24 protein-coding genes and 1 pseudogene are annotated in these 24,802 nt (G+C 51.5%); 20 read left to right on the top strand and 5 right to left on the bottom strand.

Going from position 1 to position 24,802, the window contains the following annotated elements:
- Positions 1 to 3 precede the first annotated feature (3 nt).
- Positions 4 to 666 (top strand): ribulose-phosphate 3-epimerase, encoded by a 663-nt coding sequence (gene rpe, locus KB559_RS00645; RefSeq protein WP_211019666.1) that lies wholly within the window; start codon positions 4 to 6, stop codon positions 664 to 666.
- A 183-nt stretch (positions 667 to 849) separates the two neighbouring features.
- Positions 850 to 930, top strand: coding sequence for a stage V sporulation protein SpoVM (gene spoVM / locus KB559_RS00640; RefSeq protein ID WP_036621610.1), 81 nt, complete (start codon positions 850 to 852; stop codon positions 928 to 930).
- A gap of 108 nt (positions 931 to 1,038) precedes the next feature.
- Here spoVM and rpmB read toward each other — a convergent pair whose 3' ends face one another.
- Positions 1,039 to 1,227: a 50S ribosomal protein L28 gene (gene rpmB / locus KB559_RS00635; RefSeq protein ID WP_068781907.1), complete on the bottom strand. Its 189-nt coding sequence runs from the start codon at positions 1,225 to 1,227 to the stop codon at positions 1,039 to 1,041.
- Between the two features lie 237 nt (positions 1,228 to 1,464).
- On the opposite strand from rpmB, the gene KB559_RS00630 reads away from it, so the two are divergent.
- From KB559_RS00630 to recG, 4 genes are all read left to right on the top strand, one after another.
- Positions 1,465 to 1,824, top strand: a complete 360-nt coding sequence (locus KB559_RS00630; RefSeq protein WP_211019665.1) for an Asp23/Gls24 family envelope stress response protein — start codon at positions 1,465 to 1,467, stop codon at positions 1,822 to 1,824.
- 14 nt (positions 1,825 to 1,838) lie between these two features.
- Complete coding sequence (locus KB559_RS00625; protein ID WP_211019664.1) at positions 1,839 to 3,599, top strand: DAK2 domain-containing protein; 1,761 nt, start codon at positions 1,839 to 1,841, stop codon at positions 3,597 to 3,599.
- Positions 3,600 to 3,650: 51 nt separating this feature from the next.
- Positions 3,651 to 4,520 carry a DegV family protein gene (locus KB559_RS00620; protein ID WP_211020194.1) on the top strand — a complete coding sequence of 290 codons (870 nt, stop codon included), beginning with the start codon at positions 3,651 to 3,653 and terminating at the stop codon, positions 4,518 to 4,520.
- A gap of 70 nt (positions 4,521 to 4,590) precedes the next feature.
- The gene (recG, locus tag KB559_RS00615; RefSeq protein WP_211019663.1) at positions 4,591 to 6,636 is read left to right on the top strand and encodes an ATP-dependent DNA helicase RecG; all 2,046 of its coding nucleotides are present in this window, start codon (positions 4,591 to 4,593) and stop codon (positions 6,634 to 6,636) included.
- Positions 6,637 to 6,727: 91 nt separating this feature from the next.
- Here recG and KB559_RS00610 read toward each other — a convergent pair whose 3' ends face one another.
- Positions 6,728 to 7,207, bottom strand: coding sequence for a hypothetical protein (locus KB559_RS00610; protein ID WP_211019662.1), 480 nt, complete (start codon positions 7,205 to 7,207; stop codon positions 6,728 to 6,730).
- Positions 7,208 to 7,374: 167 nt separating this feature from the next.
- Between KB559_RS00610 and KB559_RS00605 the strand changes: the two genes are divergently transcribed.
- From KB559_RS00605 to KB559_RS00550, 12 genes and pseudogenes are all read left to right on the top strand, one after another.
- Positions 7,375 to 7,662, top strand: coding sequence for a stage VI sporulation protein F (locus KB559_RS00605; protein WP_211019661.1), 288 nt, complete (start codon positions 7,375 to 7,377; stop codon positions 7,660 to 7,662).
- Positions 7,663 to 7,857: 195 nt separating this feature from the next.
- Positions 7,858 to 8,529, top strand: a complete 672-nt coding sequence (locus tag KB559_RS00600; protein WP_211019660.1) for a helix-turn-helix domain-containing protein — start codon at positions 7,858 to 7,860, stop codon at positions 8,527 to 8,529.
- Positions 8,530 to 8,575: 46 nt separating this feature from the next.
- The gene (map, locus tag KB559_RS00595; protein ID WP_211019659.1) at positions 8,576 to 9,322 is read left to right on the top strand and encodes a type I methionyl aminopeptidase; all 747 of its coding nucleotides are present in this window, start codon (positions 8,576 to 8,578) and stop codon (positions 9,320 to 9,322) included.
- 285 nt (positions 9,323 to 9,607) lie between these two features.
- A complete protein-coding gene (locus KB559_RS00590) occupies positions 9,608 to 10,861 on the top strand; it encodes a DNA polymerase IV (RefSeq protein ID WP_211019658.1) in 1,254 nt (417 codons plus the stop codon).
- Positions 10,858 to 11,349 carry a YhjD family protein gene (locus KB559_RS00585; protein ID WP_211019657.1) on the top strand — a complete coding sequence of 164 codons (492 nt, stop codon included), beginning with the start codon at positions 10,858 to 10,860 and terminating at the stop codon, positions 11,347 to 11,349. Before KB559_RS00590 ends, KB559_RS00585 begins: the two co-directional genes overlap by 4 nt.
- 690 nt (positions 11,350 to 12,039) lie before the next feature.
- Complete coding sequence (locus KB559_RS00580; protein ID WP_211019656.1) at positions 12,040 to 14,259, top strand: glycoside hydrolase family 5 protein; 2,220 nt, start codon at positions 12,040 to 12,042, stop codon at positions 14,257 to 14,259.
- Between the two features lie 66 nt (positions 14,260 to 14,325).
- Complete coding sequence (locus KB559_RS00575; protein ID WP_211019655.1) at positions 14,326 to 15,519, top strand: HEAT repeat domain-containing protein; 1,194 nt, start codon at positions 14,326 to 14,328, stop codon at positions 15,517 to 15,519.
- Between the two features lie 43 nt (positions 15,520 to 15,562).
- Positions 15,563 to 16,939 (top strand): annotated as a pseudogene (locus KB559_RS00570) (glycosyltransferase family 2 protein).
- A gap of 98 nt (positions 16,940 to 17,037) precedes the next feature.
- Positions 17,038 to 17,844, top strand: coding sequence for a response regulator transcription factor (locus KB559_RS00565; RefSeq protein WP_211019654.1), 807 nt, complete (start codon positions 17,038 to 17,040; stop codon positions 17,842 to 17,844).
- A gap of 81 nt (positions 17,845 to 17,925) precedes the next feature.
- Positions 17,926 to 19,290, top strand: coding sequence for a nucleotide sugar dehydrogenase (locus KB559_RS00560; protein ID WP_211019653.1), 1,365 nt, complete (start codon positions 17,926 to 17,928; stop codon positions 19,288 to 19,290).
- 31 nt (positions 19,291 to 19,321) lie between these two features.
- The gene (locus KB559_RS00555; RefSeq protein ID WP_211019652.1) at positions 19,322 to 20,239 is read left to right on the top strand and encodes an SGNH/GDSL hydrolase family protein; all 918 of its coding nucleotides are present in this window, start codon (positions 19,322 to 19,324) and stop codon (positions 20,237 to 20,239) included.
- A gap of 133 nt (positions 20,240 to 20,372) precedes the next feature.
- Complete coding sequence (locus KB559_RS00550; RefSeq protein ID WP_211019651.1) at positions 20,373 to 20,873, top strand: Crp/Fnr family transcriptional regulator; 501 nt, start codon at positions 20,373 to 20,375, stop codon at positions 20,871 to 20,873.
- A 70-nt stretch (positions 20,874 to 20,943) separates the two neighbouring features.
- On the opposite strand, the gene hmpA is transcribed toward KB559_RS00550, so the two are convergent.
- A complete protein-coding gene (gene hmpA, locus KB559_RS00545) occupies positions 20,944 to 22,146 on the bottom strand; it encodes an NO-inducible flavohemoprotein (protein ID WP_211019650.1) in 1,203 nt (400 codons plus the stop codon).
- A 446-nt stretch (positions 22,147 to 22,592) separates the two neighbouring features.
- Here hmpA and KB559_RS00540 point away from each other — a divergent pair, with 446 nt between their 5' ends.
- Complete coding sequence (locus KB559_RS00540) at positions 22,593 to 23,249, top strand: YitT family protein (RefSeq protein WP_211019649.1); 657 nt, start codon at positions 22,593 to 22,595, stop codon at positions 23,247 to 23,249.
- A 30-nt stretch (positions 23,250 to 23,279) separates the two neighbouring features.
- On the opposite strand, the gene KB559_RS00535 is transcribed toward KB559_RS00540, so the two are convergent.
- Positions 23,280 to 23,462: a DUF2188 domain-containing protein gene (locus tag KB559_RS00535; RefSeq protein WP_211019648.1), complete on the bottom strand. Its 183-nt coding sequence runs from the start codon at positions 23,460 to 23,462 to the stop codon at positions 23,280 to 23,282.
- A 73-nt stretch (positions 23,463 to 23,535) separates the two neighbouring features.
- Positions 23,536 to 24,030 carry a DinB family protein gene (locus tag KB559_RS00530; protein ID WP_211019647.1) on the bottom strand — a complete coding sequence of 165 codons (495 nt, stop codon included), beginning with the start codon at positions 24,028 to 24,030 and terminating at the stop codon, positions 23,536 to 23,538.
- Between the two features lie 138 nt (positions 24,031 to 24,168).
- Between KB559_RS00530 and KB559_RS00525 the strand changes: the two genes are divergently transcribed.
- Positions 24,169 to 24,750, top strand: coding sequence for a CGNR zinc finger domain-containing protein (locus tag KB559_RS00525; RefSeq protein ID WP_211019646.1), 582 nt, complete (start codon positions 24,169 to 24,171; stop codon positions 24,748 to 24,750).
- Positions 24,751 to 24,802: the final 52 nt, after the last annotated feature.

Below are 24,802 nucleotides of genomic sequence, written 5' to 3'. Positions count from 1 at the left end.
ATCATGTCGAATATCTATATCGCACCGTCTATTTTGTCGGCGGATTTTGCCAAACTCGGCGAAGAAGTGGCTGAGGTGGAGCGCGGCGGAGCCGACTGGCTCCATGTGGATGTTATGGACGGGCATTTTGTGCCGAATCTGACATTCGGGCCGCTAGTGATGGGGGCGATTGCGCCGCTGACGAAGCTGCCGCTGGATGTGCACCTGATGATCGAGAAACCGGAGGAGTACGTGCCGGCCTTCGCGCAAGCGGGAGCGCATGTCATTACCGTGCACGCCGAAGCCTGCGTTCATTTGCATCGGGTAATCCATCTGATCAAGGAGCATGGCGTCAAAGCGGGCGTCGCGATCAATCCGGCTACGCCGGTTTCCGCGATCCGCGAAGTGTTGACTGATTTGGATCTGGTACTGGTTATGACCGTCAATCCGGGCTTTGGGGGACAAGCTTTTATCCCCGGAACACTCCGGAAAATCCGGGAGCTTAAACAATTGAAGACGGAGCTAGGCCTTGATCATTTGCGCATCGAGGTTGACGGGGGCATTGCCGCCGCTACCGCACCGCTCGTCGTGGAAGCGGGAGCTGATGTGCTGGTCGCCGGGAATGCGGTATTCGGCCGATCTGACCGGAGCGCCGCCATCGCCGAGCTAAGAAATAGTCTTAAGTAATTTGCCGGAGGCGGCGAGTATTTCTCGTCTTGTCCGTTGGCATAGGGATACATCGCTTCGCATACAATGGGTTACATGAGTAGGGTTCTCATGTAGCCTTTTTTTTTGCAGTGGAAATACACGGGTAAAAGGCTCGGAACATAGACTGTGGTGAAGGCATGAGAATGATGGGGAGGGTGAACGATGAAATTTTACACATTCAAGCTGCCTAAATTTTTGGGAGGATTCGTTAAGGCTGTGTTGAACACATTCCACAAAAACTAGATCGAGCGGATGCCTGGCCGAAAAACAAGATTTAGAGAGACAAAAGAAACACCAAAAAAGCACCTCTATTTAGAAAAGGTGCTTTTTGTCTATATGCTGATTTGATTCTTATACACGGGTCAGTTTACCGGATTTCAAAGCCCGGGTGCTGACGTATACGCGTTTCGGTTTACCGTCAACCAAGATCCGAACTTTTTGTACGTTTACGCCCCAAGAACGGCGGTTGCGATTGTTAGCATGGGAAACATGGTTACCGCTGCTAGGCTTTTTACCTGTTACATAACATTTGCGAGACATTCATTACACCTCCTGTTCCAATACACCTGTCTTGAAAATAACAGCTTATTAGCAAGTTCACAGTTATTGTTCAAACAAAACAATACTTAAATATAATATCATAGTAAAAAAAGCCCCGTCAACCGATTGTCAAACAATATTTCTTTCTCCTTGACCTTCTTTTATTTATTTCTCTTTATTCTTATAGTACAATATTGTTTAGTCCATAATAATTTCTAGGGGGGAGTGAGTGCAGGCGTGGCTATACAATTGGATACCGAATATGGACACATCGATATCTCGGAAGAAGCGATAGCGGTTATCGCCGGATCGGCCGCCATGGAATGTTATGGACTGGTAGGAATGGCAAGCCGAAAGCAATTTAAAGACGGCATAGCCGAGTTGCTTGGACGCGAAAATTTAGCCCGAGGTGTAGAAGTGAGCCTTGAGAATAACCGATTGGCAATTTATCTTTATATTATAGTCAGTTATGGCACTAAAATTTCCGAGGTCGCACACAACATACAGCAAAAAGTAAAATACGTATTAAGTGAAGTCGTTGGACTCGAAGTTGCCGAGGTGGGAGTCGTAGTTCAAGGCGTACGTGTATCAAGCTAGGAAGGGGAATTCTCTTGAGTAAGCGTTCTATAAATGGAACAGATTTTACCGCCATGGTACTGGCCGGGGCGGATCGGCTTGGACAGCATGCCGAGCATGTCAACTCGCTGAACGTGTTTCCGGTTCCCGACGGGGATACTGGAACCAACATGAATTTGACGATGACAGCCGGCGTAACCGAGCTGAAGAACAACGGAGCGGGAGGCGTTGGCAGCCGGGCGGGCGTTTTGTCCAAGGGGCTGCTGATGGGCGCGCGGGGGAACTCCGGGGTTATTTTGTCCCAGTTGTTCCGTGGATTTGGCCGTTATGCCGCATCGTACGAAGAACTGAATACGGTTCATTTCGCGGCCGCTCTGCAAAGCGGGGTGGATACCGCTTATAAAGCGGTTGTAAAGCCCGTGGAGGGAACGATCCTTACGGTGGCGAAGGAAGCTGCCAAGCATGCCGTCTTTTATGCCAGACGGACTACGGATATTACGGAACTTATGACCGAAGTGTTGGCCAAAGCTAAAGAAGCCCTTGCCAATACCCCGGAGCTTTTGCCTGTTTTGAAGCAAGTCGGCGTTGTAGACTCCGGCGGCCAGGGACTGGTTTATATTTATGAAGGCTTTTTGGAACAGTTGACGGGCAAAGTGCCGACTTACGTGCCGGCTCAAGCAACCGCTACCGTTCGTGCGTCTCAAGTGCCCCATCCGGCGTTCGACGCTGCTCACCCTATTTCGGCCCAGGCGAAGCTGGAAACCGAAGATATCGAGTTCTTGTATGATATGGAATTTTTTATTAATCGCAAACTGGGCGCAGGCCCAAGTTCGGTATTTGATGAGGATCAATTCCGGAAAGCGCTGTCAATTAATGGAGATTCCATTATTGTAATAGCGGATGATGAAGTTATTAAAGTGCATGTCCACTCCAAGGCGCCCGGCGAGGTTCTGAACCTTGCGCTGCGTTATGGAGAAATTACGCAAATTCATATTTTAAATATGCGCGAGCAGCACCGTGATCTCTTGACTACCGGTATGGATGCGGCTCCGATGCCTGAACTGTTTGCCGAGATTCCGGCGGAACCGGTTCGCTCGCTTGATCCGGCATCGCTTCCGGCCGATGAGATGGCTTCTTACGGATTTATCGCCGTGGCCTCGGGCCAAGGAATTTCGGATATCTTCAAGAGCCTTGGCGTTGATGTCGTATTGTCCGGCGGACAGACGATGAACCCGAGCACGGAGGATTTTGTAAAGGCGATTCATTCGATTTCGGCCCAGCATATTTTCGTGCTTCCGAACAACTCGAACATCGTACTCGCCGCTCAGCAGGCCCGCGACCTTCTTGAAGGAGAGCGCAGCGTGACCGTTATTCCAAGCAAGAGCATTCCGCAAGGGATTGCCGCGGCCTTCGCCTTCCAGGAAGATGAAAGTGCCGAGAGCAATACGGATAACATGTTGAATGCTGTTCAGCACGTGAAGACCGGACAAGTTACATATGCCGTCCGCGACACGGTGTTTGACGATCTGGAGATCACGGCCGGGCATTACATCGGAATCGCGGATTCCAAAATTGTAAGCACGGAAGAAGGACTGCTGGAGACGAGCAAGGAATTGCTGACCAAAATGCTTGACGGCGGCGACGAGATCATTACGATCCTGGTTGGCGAAGAAGCAGCATCCGACACCACAGAATCGCTCGCAGCCTGGATTCATGAGGTATATCCTGACGCTGAAGTGGAAATTCACGACGGCGGCCAGCCGATTTATTATTATTTGTTTTCGGTTGAATCCTAAAGATCTAAGGAGTCCTTGAAAAAGGGCGGAGGAGAAAGGATGGGGATCTCTTTGAAGCAGGCTGTTATCGTGGCCGACAGTACGGCTGATGTTCCTAAGGCAATGGTTGAGGAATATGGAATTCATATCGTACCTATGCGGCTTTCATTTGGTGAGGAATCTTTTGTGGAAGGCATCGACATTACTGTCGAGGAGTTTTATGACAAACTGACCAAATCCAACGAGCTGCCGACGACTTCACAAACCTCTCCATCCCAGTATGTTGAGGTATACAGAAATCTGATGCAGAAGCACCCAGGGGCACCTATTATTTCGATTCATATTTCCTCCGGCATGAGCGGAACGTATCAGTCGGCTTTGCTTGCGAAGAGTATGATTGAGGAAGAAGACGGGGTGGATGCCGATATTACGGTAATCGACTCCCTGTGCGCTACTTACGGGTTTGGCCTGCAAGTCGTTTTAGCTGCCAGATTGGCTAAGCAAGGCATGTCCCCGGCTGAAATCAAAGCTGAAGTGGAGCGGGTCGGCAAAGAACGCAAGCTCTATTTCCTGGTGGATGTCTTGGAATATTTGCAAAAAGGCGGCCGGATCAGAAAATCCGCCGCGATTGTCGGCTCCCTGCTGAATATCAAGCCGATTCTGTCGGTGGATCAGGAGGGCAGCATCTACCCGGTCGATAAGGTGAGAGGCCAGAAGAAGGCCGTTTCCAAAGTAATCGAATTGTTCATAAACGATTTGGGGGATCAAAAAGATTTGAACATCGCGGTTTGCGACGCCGTCAATCCGGAGGGCGCCGAGGAAATGATTCGCCTGATGTCGGAGCACTTCACTTTGCATGAGGTGGTTCGCACCAGCATTGGAGCCGTTGTCGGCACCCATGTGGGACCAGGCACCGTGGCCGTTTTCGTTTGGCCAGCCTAAAAGTTCGATGGAACCCATCAGGTTGTGGCGGGAAATACATCATCGGGCGCTTTAAAGTGAGGGATCAAACGTGGATTTAAACGAAATCCCGGTAAGGCAAGTCAGCGGCGTGAGCGCTCTTAAAGCAGGAGAGCTTCACGCCTTTGGCGTCTTTACGGTAAATGATTTAATTGAATATTATCCGTTTCGTTACGAGGATTACCGGCTTCGCTCTCTGACGGAAGCCAAGGACGGTGACAAGATCACGGTCCAGGCTAAAATTATGGGCGTTCCCGTGCTGCAGCGGTACGGCAAGAAGTCGAGACTGACCTGTAAAATGGTTGCCGAGGATTGGATGTTTACGGCGACCTGGTTTAACCGCCACTTTTTGCGGGAGGAATTGACGGCGGGGCGTGAAATTATTCTAACGGGAAAATGGGATATGCGGCGTAGCCAATTGACTGTGTCGGACTCGGAGTTTCCCGACAAAGGGACGCTGCGCAGCGGCAGCCTGCAGCCTGTCTACTCCGTGGGCGGCAAGATCACGCAGGCCTGGATTCGCAAGACGATCGGACAGGCATTGACGCAGTACGGGGAGATGATTCCGGAGAATCTGCCTTCGGAATTGCTTCGGCAGTATGATCTGATGCCGCGCCGGCGGGCGATTCAACGCATTCATCAGCCGCAGGACAGCGAGGAAGGGCAGCTAGCCCGCCGCCGGATGGTGTATGAGGAGCTGTTTTTGTTCCAGCTCAAGCTGCAGGCGTACCGGGCGATGAATCATGAACGGATGGACGGCGTACGGCACGAGGTCGAGAATGCGACGGTGCGCGAATTCGTGCGCAGCCTTCCGTTTGAGCTGACGGATGCGCAGAAGAAGGTGGAGCTGGAGATATTGCAGGACATGCGTTCTCCTTATTGCATGAACCGGCTGCTGCAGGGCGACGTCGGCTCCGGCAAGACAGTCATCGCTGCTATCGCCTTGTTCGCCGCGGTTAAATCCGGGCACCAAGGCGCGTTCATGGTGCCGACCGAAATTTTGGCCGAGCAGCATGTCCGATCGCTGACCAAGCTGTTTGAGCCGTTCGGCATTACGGTCGGTTTGCTTACAGGCAGCGTGACCGGACGGCGGCGCAAGGATCTGCTGGCCTCGCTGCAGATGGGGATGACCGATATCATCGTCGGCACCCATGCGTTGATCCAGGAAGATGTCTTTTTCCGCTCGCTTAGCTTAGTCGTTACGGACGAGCAGCATCGCTTCGGGGTGAATCAGCGCAGCGTGTTGCGCCGCAAAGGATTTAATCCCGATGTGCTGACGATGACGGCGACGCCGATTCCGCGGACGCTCGCCATCACGGCCTTCGGGGATATGGATGTTTCAACGCTCTCGGAGCGGCCGAAAGGCAGGAAGCCGATTTCGACCTATTGGGTCAAGCACGGGATGATGGACCGGGTCCTCGGCTTCATTTCCCGCGAAATCTTGCTCGGACGACAAGCGTATCTGATCTGTCCGCTGATCGAAGAGTCGGACAAGCTCGATGTGCAAAATGCAATCGACCTGTATGTGGGAATGCAGCAGGCTTTCCCGGATTTCAAGGTCGGCCTGCTGCACGGACGGATGTCGGCGGCGGAGAAGGACGAGGTAATGCGCTCGTTCTACGATAACGAGGTGCAGCTGCTCGTCTCGACGACGGTCGTCGAGGTCGGCGTTGACGTGCCTAACGCGACGCTGATGATCGTCATGGACGCCGACCGCTTCGGCCTATCGCAGCTTCACCAGCTGCGCGGCCGGGTCGGGCGGGGGGAGCACGCGTCGTACTGCGTGCTCATCGCGGATCCGAAGTCGGAGGTCGGTCAGGAGCGGATGAAGGTCATGACCGACACGGACGACGGCTTCGAAGTGGCCCGGCGGGACCTGGAGCTGCGCGGTCCCGGGGATTTCTTCGGCACCAAGCAGAGCGGGGTGCCGGAATTCCGAATCGCGGACATGGTCAGCGATTTCAAGGTGCTGGAGACGGCGCGGGACGATGCCGCCCGGCTGGTGGGCGACCCGTCCTTCTGGACGTCACCGGAATACGCGCCGCTGCGGACCTTCTTGCAGCGGGAGCAAATTTTGCAAGGTGAGCTGATCGATTAATTTTAACTTCATATTATAATAGAAGAAATTTTACTTGGATTTAACATAGAGGAACCGGCGACGTTACATGTCGCCGGTTCTTTTTGCGGTGTTATTGGACCTCAACAAGGAAATAATAATCGGCCTGACCTTGGTCCAGGAACCATTCGCAGTGAATGTTATACAAGTATTGCCCCTTGGTTTCGGGCACGATATACGAATCCCCGCTGAAATCTTTGCTTGTATTGGTTAATGTAAATTCTTTGATTCCCTGCGGGGCTGTCGTATCTATTACGGAGCCTGCCGGAACAATGGCCGCTTTCAATTCAGGGATGGAGGCGTCCACACTTACACAACTTCCCGGTGACGGGCACCAGCTATAACCCCCTCTGGCGACCTCGATGGCAGTCCCGTTAATCGAAATAGCCGGCAAAGGCGGTTGCTCCTCCTTCACCCATTTTGAACGGATGGCCTGATTAAAGGAGGACGGGTCCTCTGAGTCACGGCTTTGGTTGCCGACGATATATCCGAGACCGAATGTACAGGCCAGCACCATTAATGCGATTAGCGAGAGCAGCATTCTTTTTTTCATTCCATACCCTCCTTTTCTATTTCCGACGAAGAAAGGACACTAATTGTTCCAGGCCTCTTTCATGAAAAATCATTCAAACGGGCCCTTGGAAAATAGTTGTGCACTATGGACAGCCTGCCGCTCATATATTAGAGAGAAGGCCTAAGGAACGGGAGGTGTAAGCGCCTTTGAGTTATCAACAATATGGAATCAGTCCGCAGCTGGTGGAGCGGATTAAACTGAAAATGAAAAATCCGGCTACCAAGGAGCGCGTCAAAAAACTGGTGGAGGGATTGACTAAATCCGACCTGCAGGACCGCATGAAGGTCAGACGGCTTGTTAAATCGGCGGCTACCTTGCTGAATGAACGGTTGACCGGGGTTCAGGAAGAGCAGATCGTTCAATTTGTTATTGCCCAAAAAATCGATCCGAAAAGCACGCTTCATTTAATCAAGCTGTGGGGAATGTTTCGTTAATAGTTTATTTCGGTGTGTTAAGGGCAGAGTCGGACAGCCGGAGAAATCCGGCTGATTTTTTTTAACCTCGGGCATAAGCCTGTTTTACGCTGAGTTAATGATCCGGGGATAATGCGGCTTGCATTTACCGGATTCCTGTTGTATTTTTAAATTGACATGACAGTAGGTCAAAATAAAAAATCTGGAGGCCAATGAATGACTCCACGGACCAAAGAGCAAAATGAACAAATTCGTATCCGGCGAATGGCCCAAATTTTAAAAGCCGCCGCGGGTGTGTACCTAGACAAGGGCATGCTAATGGAGATCCGGGATGTTGCCGCGGAAGCGGGTCTGGGATATGGGACGGTATATCATTACTATAAAAATAAAGCCGATTTGCTGCATGATTTGTTATCTCAGGCGATTGAACGGGCTGGAAAGATTTTGGGTGTTTCGTCCGTGGGGGCAGCGGCCGCAGCGGGAGGGAGCGGCTCGATCGGCCGGATAAGACCGATTGCAGCCATGCCGGCCGGTCCGAAATCTTGCAGGGAGCTTGCAGGGATGCTGCTGGCATCCTGGGCGGACGACCATGCCTTTTATTTGGCCTGCCAGCTGGGCGCCGATCATTTCCGGACGCTGCCCCAGGCGGAAGCGGAGCAGCTTTCGGCCGCATACCGTGAGCAGGTGCTGCTACCGCTGGCCAGCCTGATGTCCCCGGCTGATGCGGCTACGCATGGAGCGGACTCCGGGCATTCGCCTCCGGATGCTCCCGGCCCGGGACGGCAGGCGGAATGGCTGCTCGCCGCGCTGGCGGGCTGCGCTTTGCCGTCGATCCGCCGTGGAACACTGCATAAAGAGGCGGAACAAATTATAAGGTTTCTATTTTAACCGGTTTACCGGCATTATTTAGATTATAGAGTGGAGCGAAGACCAAATGATTATATTGAAATCGCCAAGAGAAATTGAAGAGATGAAGGCGGCGAACCAGATTGTGGCGGATTGTCACCGGGAGGTTAAGAAGCTGATCCAACCGGGTATCAGCACCCTGGAAATTAATGATTTTGTCGCGAGACATATCACGAAGCTGGGCGGCAAACAGTTTACCAAAGGCTATAACGGATTTCCTGCCGAAACCTGCACCTCAGTCAATGACGTAGTGGCCCACGGTTTTCCTTCTTCGGAACCGCTGCAGGAAGGCGATCTGCTCAAGCTGGATATCGTGGCGCAATACGGCGGCTGGTTTGGGGATTCGTGCTGGTGCTATACGATCGGTAAACCTGGCCCTGACGTGGAAAAGTTACTTAAAATAACGAAGGAATGCCTGGAGCTCGGCATCTCCAAAGCGGTTCCCGGCAACCGGCTCGGAGACATTACATCGGCGATTCAGACCCACGCGGAATCGAACGGCTATTCCGTCGTCCGCGATTTACTTGCCCATGGCATAGGCAGAACGCTGCACGAGGAACCGAACTACGAACATGTAGGGGTGGCCGGGAAGGGAATTCGCCTTAAGGAAGGCATGGTGTTTACGATCGAGCCGATGATCAACGAAGGCACCTTCCGCATTTCGATCGACGAGGATGGGTGGACCGCCAGAACGGCGGACGGTAAACTATCGGCTCAGTTTGAGCATACGATTGCGTTGACCCAGGACGGGCCGCTCATTTTGACGGCTCAATAGGCTGCCTGGCGGGGGTTCGCTTTTCTGCCGTCCCAAGCTTAAGCTTAGACTGGAATCTTTAATCACATAGAACTTTGCACCATAAAACGGCTGAGACCTTAAATGTCTTCGGCTGTTTTTTCTATGCTGGGAGCCCATTTTTTGCAGCAGAATTACGATATCCAGCAATAACCTGTTGTCAAAGCGAATATTTGTTCGTATTATGAATATAATAAGAACAAATGTTCCGTTTTAGTGCGGAAACTCGGTTTGCGGGTATCACAAGCTTTTATGGAGGGGTCACCTATGTCAAAACAAATCTTTTTAATCGATGGACAGTCCTTTTATGCTTCGGTGGAGAAGGCAGCTCACCCGGAGTATCACAACAAGCCTGTTGCTGTGGGCGACCCTTCAAGGCTAAACGGTATTGTGCTGGCGGCTTGTCCCATCGCCAAATCCCGCGGCGTGACGACCGCTTCGCGAGTCGGTGAAGCGCTGGCGAAATGCCCGGATCTGGTTGTGATTCGGCCCCGAATGCGGACGTATATTCAAATCTCGCTCCTGATTACGGAAATTTTTGAATCGTATACGGATCTTGTGGAGCCGTTCAGCATTGATGAACAATTTCTGGATGTTACCGGCTCGCTTGGTTATTTCGGATCTCCTTATGAGATGGCTAAGATAATCCAGGACCATGTTCTTGTATCGACCGGCGTCTGGACGCGCGTGGGGATCGGCCCTACGAAGGTACTGGCTAAAATGGCGACCGATAATTATGCGAAGAAAATGCCCGAAGGTATATTTGAGCTTTCATTCGAGAAGCTGGAGTCCACCCTTTGGAAGCTGCCCGTAAATCACATGTTCATGGTCGCCTCCGCGATGACCCGTCATTTTACCCGGATGGGCCTGTACTGCATCGGGGATATTGCGCGTTTGGAGCTCGCTGAGTTTAAGCGGCGGATGCGGCGGGAAATGGGCAAGCAGAGCGATATTCAGGCGGAGTATTACTGGCAAACCGCACGCGGAATCGATCCGAGCCCTGTCGTTTCGGGAATACGCCATCAATTGAAATCGGTCAGCCACGGCAAGGCGCTTCGCTGGAATCTGTATTCCAGGCTTAGGGACATTGAAATCGTCCTGCTCGAATTGGTGGTGGAGGTATGCCGCCGCACAAGGCAGCATCATTTCCTGGGCGGCGTGGTTTCCGTTTCGGCCGTGGAGACGGATGGCACGCGTTCCTCTTCCTTTAGCCGGCAGATGACGCTGTCGGAGCCGACGTCCCTGACTCATGAGGTTGCCGCCGCCGTCCATAAGCTGTTTAAGAAGCACTGGGGAGGGCTGCCGGTCAGTAACTTGAGCGTATCATTATCCCAACTGACCGAAGACAGCACTATGCAGCTTACTTTGTTTGATAACCGGCCCCGTGCCTATGCTAAAGAGCGGGCTATCGACAGCATCAAAGACCGCTACGGGAGCAGTGCGATCATCCACGCTTCTTCGCTGACGGAAGCCGGCGTCGCGCGGGAAAGAGCCGGGCAAATTGGGGGGCATTACAAATGAGCAAGCTTGACGGGAATGAGCGGTGGAAGTCCAAGATGCTGCTGACCGAGCACGCTGAGCAGTATGAAGACCAGCATCGGTCTCAGGGAAGCAGCATTATTACCGCGGAAGAACGAAGGCTGCTCCGCGACTACACCCTGCTGCCTCACATGGAGAAGATGGTGCAGAAGAGCATTTCCGATGTGGAGTACTCCAACAACCTTTTCAAGCGTCTGCATCTTATGGTGAATCAGTACATTCTGAATCGGATCATCGGGGATTCCTATAAATTACGGCGCGAGCTTAAACAACGGAATATCCGAATTCTTAACGAAGAGCAGGCGGATATGGTGGTCTATTACCATTATTATTGCCGGGGATACCAGGAACGTTTCGGCATGACCCGGGATGTGATGCGGTCCGAGATCAGCCTGCGGCTGACAAAATACTCCTCGGAATTGGTCGCATTGCTGAAAGAACAAGCCAAAGAATCGGGAAAGACGCTCTGAATAGCATCCGTGAACAGCTGAATAGCTGTTCTTTTTTGCATTTAGGGTCCCAATCAAGAATAATTCCGGGTTGCAAACGGGACAGAAAGGCGAAGAAATTCCACCTGAAACTGGGAAATTAGTCACCAATTTGGGCGATAAGGGCATGGTCCGTAATTGGAGTGAAATTCAAGTAAGTAACCAATAGGCCCATTATGGGACCAGGGCATCTTTTTTGTTATGTTGGATGTAATTTCCATATTAGCGAAAATCCGCGTCGTTAAGCGATTTTCTAACATGACTTTGGTATCAATTCTGTAACCTTTATGGAAAAGGGTGTAAAAATAGATCGAAACTTCGAAATCTTTCGTGCGTCTAATAAGGGCGAAAGGCGCAAGCACCCCGTTCCATGAAAACAATGAATTGGAAACCGCTCATGGAATGTAGGGTTTTTCAGACTAACTTTCATAAAATGAGAAGGGCGCGGCGGGACAAACGGTGTTTTCCTGATTATGGGAAATATGGGCCACAATGCAGACAGGTCCCGGGGAAAGGACCCAGGAACAAAACACTTCCATTAGCCTAGTTACATTATGGGTTCACTTGGTTAATGATAGAAGTAATTTGAAGAGTGGAGGTGCGTGAGGGACCGTAACCGTACTGTTCATCGCCTGCATACAAAAAAATAGCGAGGTGAAAAATTAAAGACCGATGACTACATTAGCGCGAAAAAAGCTAGCCATCTGGATAGGGCTGGGCGCCGTATTGATCGCCGGCGGGATTTTTCTGGCAACCTTGATTTTACCTCCTGCCCACGTCAGTTTCGCCACTTCCGATGGCGCAGAGATGAAATTCCGGACCTCGGGCGACAAATTCATGGAGTACGAGGGCGACGGAACCTGGAATGAGCTTTTTGTAAAAGGCGTAAATCTGGGTGCCACGGTTCCTGGACATTTTCCGGGAGAATTCCCGATAACCGAAGACGATTACTTGCGCTGGTTTAAACAGATCGACGAGATGGGAGCCAATGTCATTCGGATCTACACGGTGCATAATCCTGTATTCTATAAGTCGCTGGTTAAATACAATCGGGACAAAGAAAAGGACCCGCTGTATTTCATTCAGGGAATCTGGTCCCCCGAGGAGCAGTTGATCGAGCTCAAGGACGCATACAACCCGGGGATTAAACAGAAATTCCACAAGGAAATTGAAAAAGCGGTCAAAGCGGTATACGGCGATCTGAAGATCGAAGCGACGCCGGGAGAATCGGGAGGAAAATATACCGCCAATGCGGGCCCTTATCTCATGGGCTGGCATATCGGCACGGAATGGGATCCCGAAATGGTCGATAACACGAACAAAGTGCATGCGGGGATGGAACCGTATCAAGGCAAGCACTTTGCGGCTGTCGCTGAAGCCAGTCCGTTCGAAAGCTGGCTGGCGGAGCTGGTTGACCAGACGGCGGAGTTGGAACGTTCCTACGGTTGGGAGCATCCGATTACGTTTACGAACTGGGTGACGACCGACGTACTGGAACATCCGGGCGAGCCGCTGTTTGAGGAAGACATGGCCAGCGTGGATGCCACCCATATCGAACCGGTAGATTGGGAAGCGGGTTATTTCGCCGCCTACCACGTATACCCGTACTATCCGGATTTCTTCCATCTGGATAAAACGCTGGAAACGATTCCGGACGGGGCCGACGATTACAACACGTACAAAGCCTATTTGAAAAATTTGAAGGCATATTACAAAGATATTCCGATTATGGTTACGGAATACGGAGTTCCTTCTTCGCTCGGCGTATCGCATCTGGGTCGTGGAGGCCGTAATCAGGGCGGACACAGCGAACAGGAGCAGGGCGAAATCGACGTATCCCTTACGAAGGATATTTACGAAGAGGGATATGCGGGCGCGATTCTGTTCATGTGGCAGGACGAATGGTTCAAGAAGACGTGGAATACGATGCGCTTCGAGATTCCGGAAGACCGCCGCTCGTACTGGCTGAATGTGCTGACGAACGAGAAGTTGTTCGGCATTCTCTCCATGGGTGCGGGCAAGGAGGACCTGATTACGATTGACGGTAATCTGGAGGACTGGAACTCGCTCACCGAAGGAGAAGTGCAGGTATGGGACAATCCTTCGCCTGGCATGAAGCAGCTGCGCGTGACGCATGATGAAGCCTACGTATATGTGGGACTGACGCTGGATGAGCCGTTCGATCCGGCCGCGAAAGAAATTTATCTCGGAACGGATATATTGTCCGGCGGGGATCAGCCGAAGACCGAGCTTCCCGGGAAAAGCCTGAGCGACGGCCTTGAAAATATGGTCGTGATCGGCAGCGATGAAGAAACTCAGGTCAAAGTGGCGCCTACGTACGATTTTCACCGCCGTTTGTACGGACAGTATGGCTACTGGATGCTAGATGATCAGACGGAGGAGCAAAAAGTTGATTTTCAACCGTGGAAATTGGCCGTCAGCTTGACGATGACGCCGCCGGATACCCGGTTTGCCCAACCGTTTAAGGATATGACGGTCGGGAAGCTGGTAAGGGGCACATCGGACCGCGAAAGCGAGCAGTTCAACTCGCTGACTTCATGGCAATACAGCGGCAATGAAGTAGAGCTGCGCATTCCATGGATGCTGCTTGGCTTTGCCGATCCGAGCTCGCTGCAGGTCATCAGCTACGGACCGCTGAAAAAGGACCGCACATTTACCACCGAAAAAACATCGGGCATCACTTTTGTGCCTTGGATGGTGGACCGCGCCAGCGGCGAAGCGTCATGGCCCGGTGAAAGCGGAACGCTGGATCTGAGTACCCAGCCGAAATACACCTGGTCCCCTTGGGAGACCGTCAAGTATACCGAGCATCTGAAATCGGGCTACTATGCCTTGAAGGCATACTATGAAAGTCTGCCGGATCACAGATAGCAGTAACGAATTTGTAGGTATGCAAATTGCTTTTGCGCATGTATCAGGAAGGAGGAAGTATTCTTTATGGACTCGCATCTTACCTTGGCAATCTATTTCGTTTACTTTTGCCTAGGATTGATTGGGATAGGCATGCTGTCATTGTTCTGGTTCAGAATCAGATCAAACCGCATGGAGAAGAAGCAAGAGCTTTATCTTCAGAAGCATCAGGACTATTTCAAGTTTATCCAAACACATCTCAACGGGGCTTCCGATTTGCCCCTGCCGCCCGGCAAGCTGACGAAGCTGGAGCGGAGGGTGATCCAGAACAAGCTGATCGAATGGATCGAGCAGTTTAAGGGAGAGATTCGCGACAAGCTGGTGAAGCTGTGTCAAGACGCAGGCTTCGTGAGCGAAGACATCAAATTGCTGGACAGCTTGTTCTATGGCCGCCGGATTTCGGCGGCGTACCGCCTCGGCGGCATGCGGGCGGCGGAAGCCGTCCCGAGAATGCTGCTTATGCTGGAGAAGCAGCGCTACAGCCCGCTGACGATTGTGATCGCCCGCGCCATCGCTAAAAGCGCGGAACGGGGAGATCAGCTCAAGGAAATGCTGCATCATCTGCTCCGGCACGGCAAGCCGATTCATAATATGGCTGCCGACATTCTTATGGAGACGGGGCTGGATTCAAGCCGGCTGCTTCTGAAGCTGCTGGAAGACGAGAACCCGGATCTGGTCAAGGTAGCGCTTGTCGCCATGTGGGGGCAGGCCGTTCCCGAGGTCGTCCCGGCGCTCGACCGGCTGGTCGGCACGGGAGAGAAGGATGTGCGGGCCGAAGCGGTTAAGCTCTACTTGAGCTCCAATCCGGTGCTGAAGGACGATACGATTCGCGAGCTCATGGCCGACAGTGATTGGGAAGTCCGGGCCGCGGTAGCCAAGTCGCTCGGCAACACGCACGCAGCCGGCAGCATTCCGCTGCTGCGTACCGCCCTGCAGGATTCCAACTGGCGGGTGCGGAGCAATAGCGCCGAGAGTCTGGCGAAGCTGGGCGAGACGGGGTTTGAAGTACTGTGCCAGATCGCCAAGAACGGGTCGGGGATCGAGCGGGAAGCCGCCCTGCACCAAGTGGAGAAAGCTATGCTTGAGGAAGGCGAACATCAGAAGCTCGACCAAATGGTAGCCTACAACAAAAAAAAGCTGCTGTATGAACGGTATTTCGGGGTTTCCGAATCCAAACCGGTTCGACAGGTTGCAGCAGTCGGAGGGGATTACACTGCTTAGGGATATCTTGCTCATTTACGGGCTGTTCGCGACGTACTATGTGATGACCGTAAATGTGGTTTATTTTTCAATCATGGCATTTTCTTTCCGAAACATTATGACGATTTTCCGCCGGGCGGCTTACTCAAAATTCAATACCCTGTCCGGTTCGGAGCTCGTCCCGTCGATTTCGCTTCTGGTTCCGGCCTATAACGAAGAAGTGACGGTCATTGAGAATGTAAAATGCTTGCTGACGCTGAACTATCCGACATATGAGGTGATCGTGATCAACGACGGCTCAAGCGACGATACGCTCGGCGTACTCCGGAGGGAGTTCGGACTGGAGCCGCTGCCGAATCCTGAAATGAGAAACTCGATCGACTGCCAGACGATTAATTCGGTTTATTATAATCCTTAGTATCCGCATCTGTATGTAATAGATAAACCGAACGGCGGTAAAGCGGATTCGCTGAACGCCGGAATCAATTTGTCGCATTATCCGTTGATTTCTTCCATCGATGCGGACTCCTTGCTTGAGAAGGACGCGTTGATCCGGATGGCCCGCATGTATATGGAGAATCCGGAAGAAACCGTCGCGATCGGCGGCGACGTCCGTATCGCCAACGGCTGTGTTATCGAAAACGGGGCGGTTAAGGAAATATCGCTGCCTCGCAAAATGTGGCCGATGTTCCAGGCCGTCGAGTACCTGAAGGCGTTCCTCGGCGGACGGATCGGCTGGAGTCACATCAACGGGCTCATTATCGTATCCGGCGCTTTCGGACTGTTCCGTAAAGACTACGTTATCGCGGTCGGCGGTTACCGGGGCGGATATCCCGGCGAGGATATGAACATCATTATCAAGCTCCACCGCTACATGCTGGAGAACAAGCTGAAATACCGGATTGCGTTCTGTCCGGAGGCGGTATGCTGGACCCAAGCTCCAGATACGTACCGGATCCTGTCCAATCAGCGCAAACGCTGGGGACGGGGAAATCTGAAGAACATGATCGAGAATTACGACATGGCCTTCAATCCGAAGTATAAAGTGATGGGCTTGTTGACGATGCCTTACAACATTATTTTTGAGGCGCTCAACCCTTACTTTAAAATAACAGGGCTATTGGCTCTGATCGGATATACGATGCTCGATATGACGCATTGGCGGGTACTCGCGGTGTTTTGGCTGGTCAATTTCCTCAGCGGTTATTTGCTCAGCATCGGGGCACTGCTGCTGGAAGAGCTTGCATTCAAGAGGTTTAAAAAACTATCCGACCTGGTGCGCATGATGTTCTACTCTGCGATCAAGTTCTTCGGATATGCCCAGCTTGGCGGGCTATGGCGGATTCAAGGCCATATTCAATATTTGCGCAACAACAACTCCTGGGGGACGATGACCCGACAAAGCTGGCAAGAGAAAAGCGACACGGCGAAATCGGCTTAACCCACGTTCCGGTTACCGACTGGAAGGGAGTTGATAGCAAGGGAACGCAGCCAAATCCATGGCTAATCAATACAAATTTTAGGAAGGCGGGATGAATGATGCCAAATACGACATTGCAAAGTCGGCAAGAGCAAACCAGCATATATCTGGAAATTGAGCAAAGCGTGAAAGAAACCGCACAGGAAGTGAGCGGGATCCTGTTCATTTCTTGCGCGGGCGGTCCATCTTATTTGGAAACGCAGGTGCGTGGCATCCTGGAATCCCAACCTGGTTTGACTTATAAAATTTGGAACGGTGAGGAGCCGGGAAGCCTGTTTATCTTGCTGCCGGGCCAAACGTTGGATGCCGTGCATTTTCAAGGGCTGCTGCTGAAACAGCGCCTGCAGGAAATCATCGCGGATTTTGATCCGCGGATGACGCTTGCGAGCTTCCCTGAGCAGGGAGAGCTTACGCAGCAGGTGCTGATCCAAATGGAGGATTCCGTCAAGCAGCATGCTTCCGGAGAAATCCATATTTTCACGAGAGAAGAAGTGCGTGCTTCACGGAGCCGAATTCTGATCGTCGAGGGAGATGCCACAGTCCGCGAATTTTTGGAAATTCGCCTGCAAATGCAGGGTTACGAGACTGCCGTGGCGGATAACGGACTCTCCGCTTTGGATTTAATGGAGTCGTGGAAGCCAGACCTGGTGCTGACCGAACTGAATTTGTACGGGATTGACGGCCTTCCTTATATTCATCATATTCAGCAGCTGGATGTCGCCCAGGTTCCTAAAATCGTCGTTCTGACGGAGCAACGGGTGGAGCAGACGATCAGCATGTGCTTCCAAAACGGGGTTGACGATTATATTACGAAGCCATTCTCGCCGGTTGAGCTGGATGCCCGGATTCGTCGCTGCATTCATTAAACGATCTAACAAAATCAAGCCGTTCAAACAGTGATTCTGAACAAGCAAAGGACCTATACAGATAAAACGGAGGTTGGAGCAGTGAATAAACAATATCGGACTTTACTAGAAGCCATCGAATCGAAAAACGCGGTACTGGGAGTGGTAGGCCTTGGGTATGTCGGCCTTCCCCTGGCCGTAGAAATGGTGAAGAAGGGTTTCAAGGTCGTCGGCATCGATCTGGATGCCACCAAAATTGACAAGATTTATCGCGGAGAATCCTATATTCATGATATCTCCCCTGAAACTCTGGTCGAGGTGATGGGCACCGGCCGCTTCAAACCGACTGCGGATTATGCTTCCCTGCGGGAGATCGATGCCATCAGCATCTGTGTTCCGACCCCGCTCAGCGAGAATCAGGATCCGGATACTTCCTACATTGTGACGGTTGTAGATCAAATTAAACGGTATATGAAAAAAGGGGTGTTGATCACCCTGGAAAGCACGACATACCCGGGGACGACGGAGGAGTTGATCCAGCGGGAGCTCGAGGCCCTCGGCCATGTTGTCGGGGAAGACTTCTTCCTCTGCTTCTCTCCTGAACGGGTAGACCCTTCAAATACAAAGTTCAATACATTCAATACGCCAAAAGTAATCGGGGGAACGACCGAAGCCTGCCTGGCACTCGGCAATGCGCTGTACAGCAAATATGTCGAAACGGTCGTGCCGGTCAGCTCGCCAAAAGTGGCGGAAATGTCCAAATTGCTGGAGAATACGTTCCGCAGTGTCAATATCGCCTTTATCAATGAAATGGCGATGATGTGCGACCGGATGGGCATCGATATTTGGGAGGTCATCGACGCGGCGAAGACGAAACCGTTCGGATTCATGCCGTTTTATCCGGGGCCGGGAATCGGCGGCCATTGCATTCCGCTGGATCCGATGTATCTGTCCTGGAAAGCGAAAGGCTTCCGCTTCTACAGCCAATTCATCGAGCTGGCGCAATCGACGAACGACAATATGCCTTATTATGTAGTGAACAAAACGTCCAAAATTTTGAATGAGTATGCGAAGTCCATTAAGAAATCGAACATTCTTATTTTGGGCATGGCCTATAAACCGGATATCGCTGACCTTCGCGAATCGCCGGCACTGGAAGTGTATGAGCTTTACAAAGATAGCGGTGCGGCGGTGGAATACTATGATCCTCACGCGTCAAGCTTCCGCGATAAGAACGGCGTAACCGTTTATAGCGTGCAGTACGATCTGGAGAAATTCAAGTCGTATGACTGCATCGTACTCGTGACCAATCATAGTAGCCTTGACTACGGGGCAATCGCTCATCTAGGCGTGCCGATCGTCGATACGCGCAATGCGTTCCGCGACTTCCGCTTGCCGCATATTTACAAGATCGGTCACTCGGTGCAGCATGTGCTGCAGCAGGACGAGGCGCTGATCGTAGGTTAAAACAAGCGGCTAAATTAAAGGGAGGCGGACAATGAAGATCCGGAATCTTGAGGCTGGGCGCAAGAAACAGCTCTTCATCCTGGGCGGGGGAATCGTATTGTTCTTTCTGCTTCTCGTTATCCGACCTTCCGCTTCCGAAGCCAAGGCGACCTGGCTTTGGAACACGAAGCTGATTCAGCAGCATAGTGAAGATATCATCGCTTTTGCCAAAAAGCAGAAAGTGAAGATCATTTTTTTGCAAATTGGCGGAAATGTTAAGGAGGAGAGCTACCGGAACTTTATCCGGGAGGCTTCCTCCGCCGGGTTGGAGGTGCACGCCTTGGACGGGAAGCCGGAATGGGCGCTGCGCGAACAACGCCGGGAGGCGGATGCTTTTCTCGAATGGGTAAAAGAGTACAATGCGGCGTCTCAGCAGGAAGAAAGGTTTACCGGAGTTCAGTTCGATGTGGAGCCCTACCTGCTGGATGATTGGCAGAAGCGTCAAACGGCCATCGTCAAAGAGTGGGTGGAGAATGCCCGGAGCTGGACCCAAAGCGCCAAAGAAATGGACTTGGAAATCGGCGCGGCCGTTCCTTTCTGGCTGAACGACATTGATTATCCCGGGGCGGAGAAGAAAAAGCCGCTGAATCGATGGATGGTCGAAGAATTTGATTATGTCGCCATTATGGCCTACCGTGATGAAGCGGATAGAATTTATACGGCTGCCAAGGCTACCCTGGAGGAAGGGGACCGGCAAAAAAAACCGGTATGGGTCGGCGTGGAGCTCGGTAAGAGCAAGGAAGGGCCTGGAGTGTCTTTTCATGGGAAATCCTTTACCTTTCTAACCGGGGAAATCAATAAGCTGGTAAGGATGGTTAAAGGACATTCCTCCTTTGCCGGCATTGCGATCCATAGCTATGAACCCTGGCGTGATAAGCTTGCCAAATGGGAGCAATCGCTAAAAAAGTGAAAATAGATACTAAAAACCCCCGGGTAGATAACCCGGGGGTTTTGGCGTTGTCACATAAGAATTTATAGAATCGAGAAATTTTTGCTATAATGATAGATAACAGTGTAGTGTACATGGGGAATGGAGCGATAGAATGATATTGCACAAGGGAGAAGTTTTGTTCCGTCAGGGAGACGAAGGCGTGTTCCTGTATCACATCAAGAGCGGCTTGTTTAAAGTGACCCGGCTGCATGAGAACGGAAATATGGTATTATTTAATATTTTGTATCCCGGCGAAATGGTTCCTCACCATTCCTTAATCTCGCCAAAAGAAACGCACGGGACAGCGATCGCATTGGTGCGCAGCGAAGTGGAGACAATTCCCGCACAGGAATGGTACCGGGAATTGCAGGAAGACCCGAAGAAGCCGCTTGAGGTAGCGAGACTGCTGCAAGAGAAGGTGCGTTTCATGCAGGAACGGCTGGATCATTTAACGGTAGGCACTCCGGGAGAACGATTGGAACTGTTGTCCAAATGGTTGGGCCAGCATGCGCACGGCGTGCCTTTAACAGAATACCTGACCCAGGAAGAAATCGGCCAGCTGATCGGCGTCCGGCGGGAGACCGTTAATCGCCTGCTACGGCAACATTCATGAGCAGAACCCCCAAGGAATCCCCGCATTTCATTTGCGGTTTCCTTGGGGGTTCTCTAGTTAGTCCTTGTTATTACAGGCTGTCGGCAGGGCCGAAAAATTCAAAATGAATACGTTCTTGCGGTACTCCCCATTCTTTGAGCGCCTGGTTGACGGCCCGCATAAACGGTACGGGACCGCAGAAATAGAAGTCCGCTTTCGGATCGGCGACCGTTTTGAGCCATGGGAGATCGATGAAGCCGGTCTTGTCGCAGCTTTCGCCGGCAGCCGGAGATTCGTACACATGGTAAGAGCGGAGTCTGCCGGCATGCTCACGCGTAAGCTGGTCGATATGTTCCTTCATGGCATGGTGGCTTCCGCAGCGTGCAGCATGGATATAGACAACATCGCGGTTGGAGTCGCCTTCGACAAGCGTTTCGAGCATGCTGACCATCGGAGTAAGCCCGACGCCGCCGCTCAGCAGTACGACCGGAATTTGCTTCGATTGATCCAGCGTGAAATCGCCGGCCGGGGCGCTGATCTCCACGGTATCGCCTTCTTGAATTTGCTCATGCAGATAAGTGGATACGACGCCTGCCGGATTGTCACCAATGGCGTCCTCCCGTTTCACGGAGATCCGGTAATAAGGATGGCCAGCGGATGTAGACAAACTGTAATGGCGAAGATGAGTGAATTCCTGACCTTCCGGTTTGACTCGGACAGTAATGTATTGGCCTGGCAGGTAAGATGCAATTTCGCCGCCGTCTTCCGATTTCAGGTAAAAGGACGTAATTACGTCGCTTTCCTTGACCTTGCGCTCGACTACGAAACGGCGGAAACCGCGCCAGCCGCCTTTTTGTTGCTCGGCTTCCTGATACATTTCAGCCTCTACGCTGATAAATACGTCCGCAATGACGCCGTAGGCCTGAGCCCAGGCATCGATAATCTCGTCCGTTGCGGCATCTCCAAGTACGGTTTTAATTGCAGCCAGCAGGTTTTCGCCGACAATCGGATAATGCTCCGGCAAAATGCCAAGCGCGCGGTGTTTTTGTGCGATGTTTTTTACAACAGGAAGGATTTCCTCCAACCGGTCGATATGAGCTGCGGCAGCGTATACCGCATTGGCCAGTGCGGCGGGCTGTTTGCCTTGACGTTGGTTAGCGTGGTTAAAAACATTCAGCAGTTCGGGGTGATTTTTAAACATCATTTGATAGAATTGTTTGGTAATGGTTTGTCCATGCACTTCAAGCACGGGAACGGTGGACTTAATCACTTCAATCGTTTTTGCATCCAGCACGTGTAACCCTTCTTTCTTCAAAAATTATCGAGTACGTAACCAGTATAGAGTTGGGAAGTCCCCCGCAATAGTGACCTTAATCACACGGAAATTTTCTGAAATGTGAACTCTGTTCATTATGCAATGAAGAAAATCACACAAACGTCGATAATTTATTATTTGCAGACATAAGCTGTTTAGTCATCATTGCTTCTGTGGTATAATATGAATAGACAAAAACAGAAAGGATCAGGATACCATGTGTCCCCGAAGGACGAATCCCCAAAGGACGATTTGGAAACGTTGTGATCTCTCTTACACTTAGCTTTTTTCGTGGAGCGTCGGTTTATGGCCAACAACCCTACGAAAGAAGCGTGCTACAATGCGAAGGATGAAGCCCTCCAGGACCTTCTTTTGCGTAGGGAATGGCCGTAAGGTCAACCAAACTACGATAAGAGGGATTCCGAATGAGGAAGAAGACAGGATGGCAAGTTGACGGCAGACAATTATTGACGATGTTGTTCGGTTCATTTTTATTGGCTTTTACGTACTACCACATCAATTTTCAGAACGGATTGTCGGAAGGCGGGTTCGTGGGGCTAGCGCTCCTGGGCAAATATTTGTTCGATTTACCGCCGGCGCTTTCGATGATCGCATTGGATGTTCCGATTTTTATTTTGGCCATATTCTTGAAAGGCCGGAAGTTTATTGTGAATACGCTGATTGCTTCGATGGCGTTCTCGGCATTTTATGAATTGTGTGAACGGTTCTCGCCTTTGACGGTGAACTTAAGCGCAAATTTGCCGCTGGCGGCGCTATTGTCAGGCCTCCTGACAGGACTGGGCGCAGGCCTCGTCATCCGGACGGGCGGAGCAACGGGCGGAGATGATACTTTATCGATGATGATAAGTCAATGGTCCGGGATTAAGATCGGAACCGTGTTTATCATGATGGATGCGCTAGTGCTGATGGTCTCATTGCTATACTTACCGTTTAAAGAAACGATGTTTACCATTATGGCAGTGTTGATTGCCGGAAAAATGATTACCTGGACCGTCCATTACGGACGGAGAGAAATTGCACCACGTCAAATCCCTTACGGGATGAAGAAGAAAACAGCTTGAGCCGGAGGCTCAAGCTGTTTTTTTTGTATGTTACCGATCGTCTTGAGGATGGTTCTTATCCCATTCCTCCGCCTTGGCCGTACCGATGGCGATCGCCCGGCCTTCCTCATAGCCCTCTTCGAGCAGGGCGTTGGCAATTTCGACCGCTTTGTTCCTCACCCGGGGGTCCAGGTTCTTCATGGACGGCGGGTAATCATTTTTTTTCCAGGGCATGACGAACTCCTCCTTACCGGTGATTATATCTTGTCATTACCCCGATACGAAGCAAAGAAACTATTGTCTATGTCTAGGACCGCCATGAACCTTGCTGTCTGCGGATCAGCACAATCTGGCCGGCATGATAGGCGTCATGCAGCAGCCAGCGGGACAATTCCTCGCCGAGCTTTACCTCGCCGGATTTGTCCGAATAAGGAGCCTGCAAATCGCTGTCCTTCAGTCCGGAGATGGCTTGGCGAAGCTCGTACGCGGTTCGTTCCGTTTCGGCCAAAGTCGCAATCCAGCCCTCGGCGCCCGCAGGATGCTCCAGATTGGAGAACGTCTCTTCGTTAGTCTGAACTCCCGGAACGGAGGGGATATTTTTAAGCCGGTTGAGAATCCGCTTGTTATAGTAATTGATATGGTTCACCGTTTCACGGATTGAATTGCCTCCGCCGGGAGGAGTCCATTCGGCTTGTTCGGCGGTAACGCTTTGAAGGGCTACGGAAAGGGGAACAATCCATTCTTCGCGATCCCAGGTATTGTCTTTTTGAATGGACAACAAATCTACGGAATTGATGCTCATTGTTTCATCTCCTTTGGTAGATGGTAACTGGTTAAAACTGCTTTTAGAGGTTACAATGAGATTGTAGCACATCAAACATCGGAATGTAACCACTTATTTAATGTATAGATAGTTACATGCGTTTTGGAGGTAGCGGACGTGGAGACGCTGTGGAGCGATTTTTTGAATAGCGAGTGGCATGACTGGAAGGGGAGCGGATACTCCGAAGATCGGCTGGGTCAAGAAAAATGGCAAACCTACTATTTAAATCAATGGCAATTAAAAGCGCAGGTGCCTGCGGATGATGAAACGATCGGTGTTATGCGGCAGTTTCGGAGTCGCTTGCATGACATGTCGGTGCGTTGCGCCGCCGGCGCCACACTAGCCGCAGAGGATGTGGATGAGCTTAACCGCATGCTGGATTTGGGTCCAGTGAAGCGGAAAGCGAAGTTGGAAGGCGGAGAACTTGGGATCGGCCTGACTCCGGTTCGGGAGGACTGGCATCAAGTGATGGCGGAAGTGGCCGCCAGTTTTTTGCAGAGTCTTATCGAAGGAGAAGGGGGAAGGATTCGGATTTGCGATAATCCCGATTGCAGATGGGTTTTCTATGATGATACCCGTAACCGGACCAAAAAATATTGCGATGATAAAACGTGCGGTAATTTGATGAAGGTACGCCGTTTTCGAGCAAAAAAGAAGCAGGAACAAGGCAGGACGCAAGATTCCGAACAGGAGAAGTGAGTCCGCTGAATCCCATAAATAAAATAAAAATGCACCCTTGCCTCAGATCGAG

The organism is Paenibacillus sp. Marseille-P2973 (assembly GCF_018101095.1).
Lineage (GTDB): Bacteria > Bacillota > Bacilli > Paenibacillales > Paenibacillaceae > Fontibacillus > Fontibacillus vini.
The sequence above is the reverse complement of the archived record's forward strand: the minus strand, read 5'-3'. Positions and strand labels throughout refer to the sequence as shown.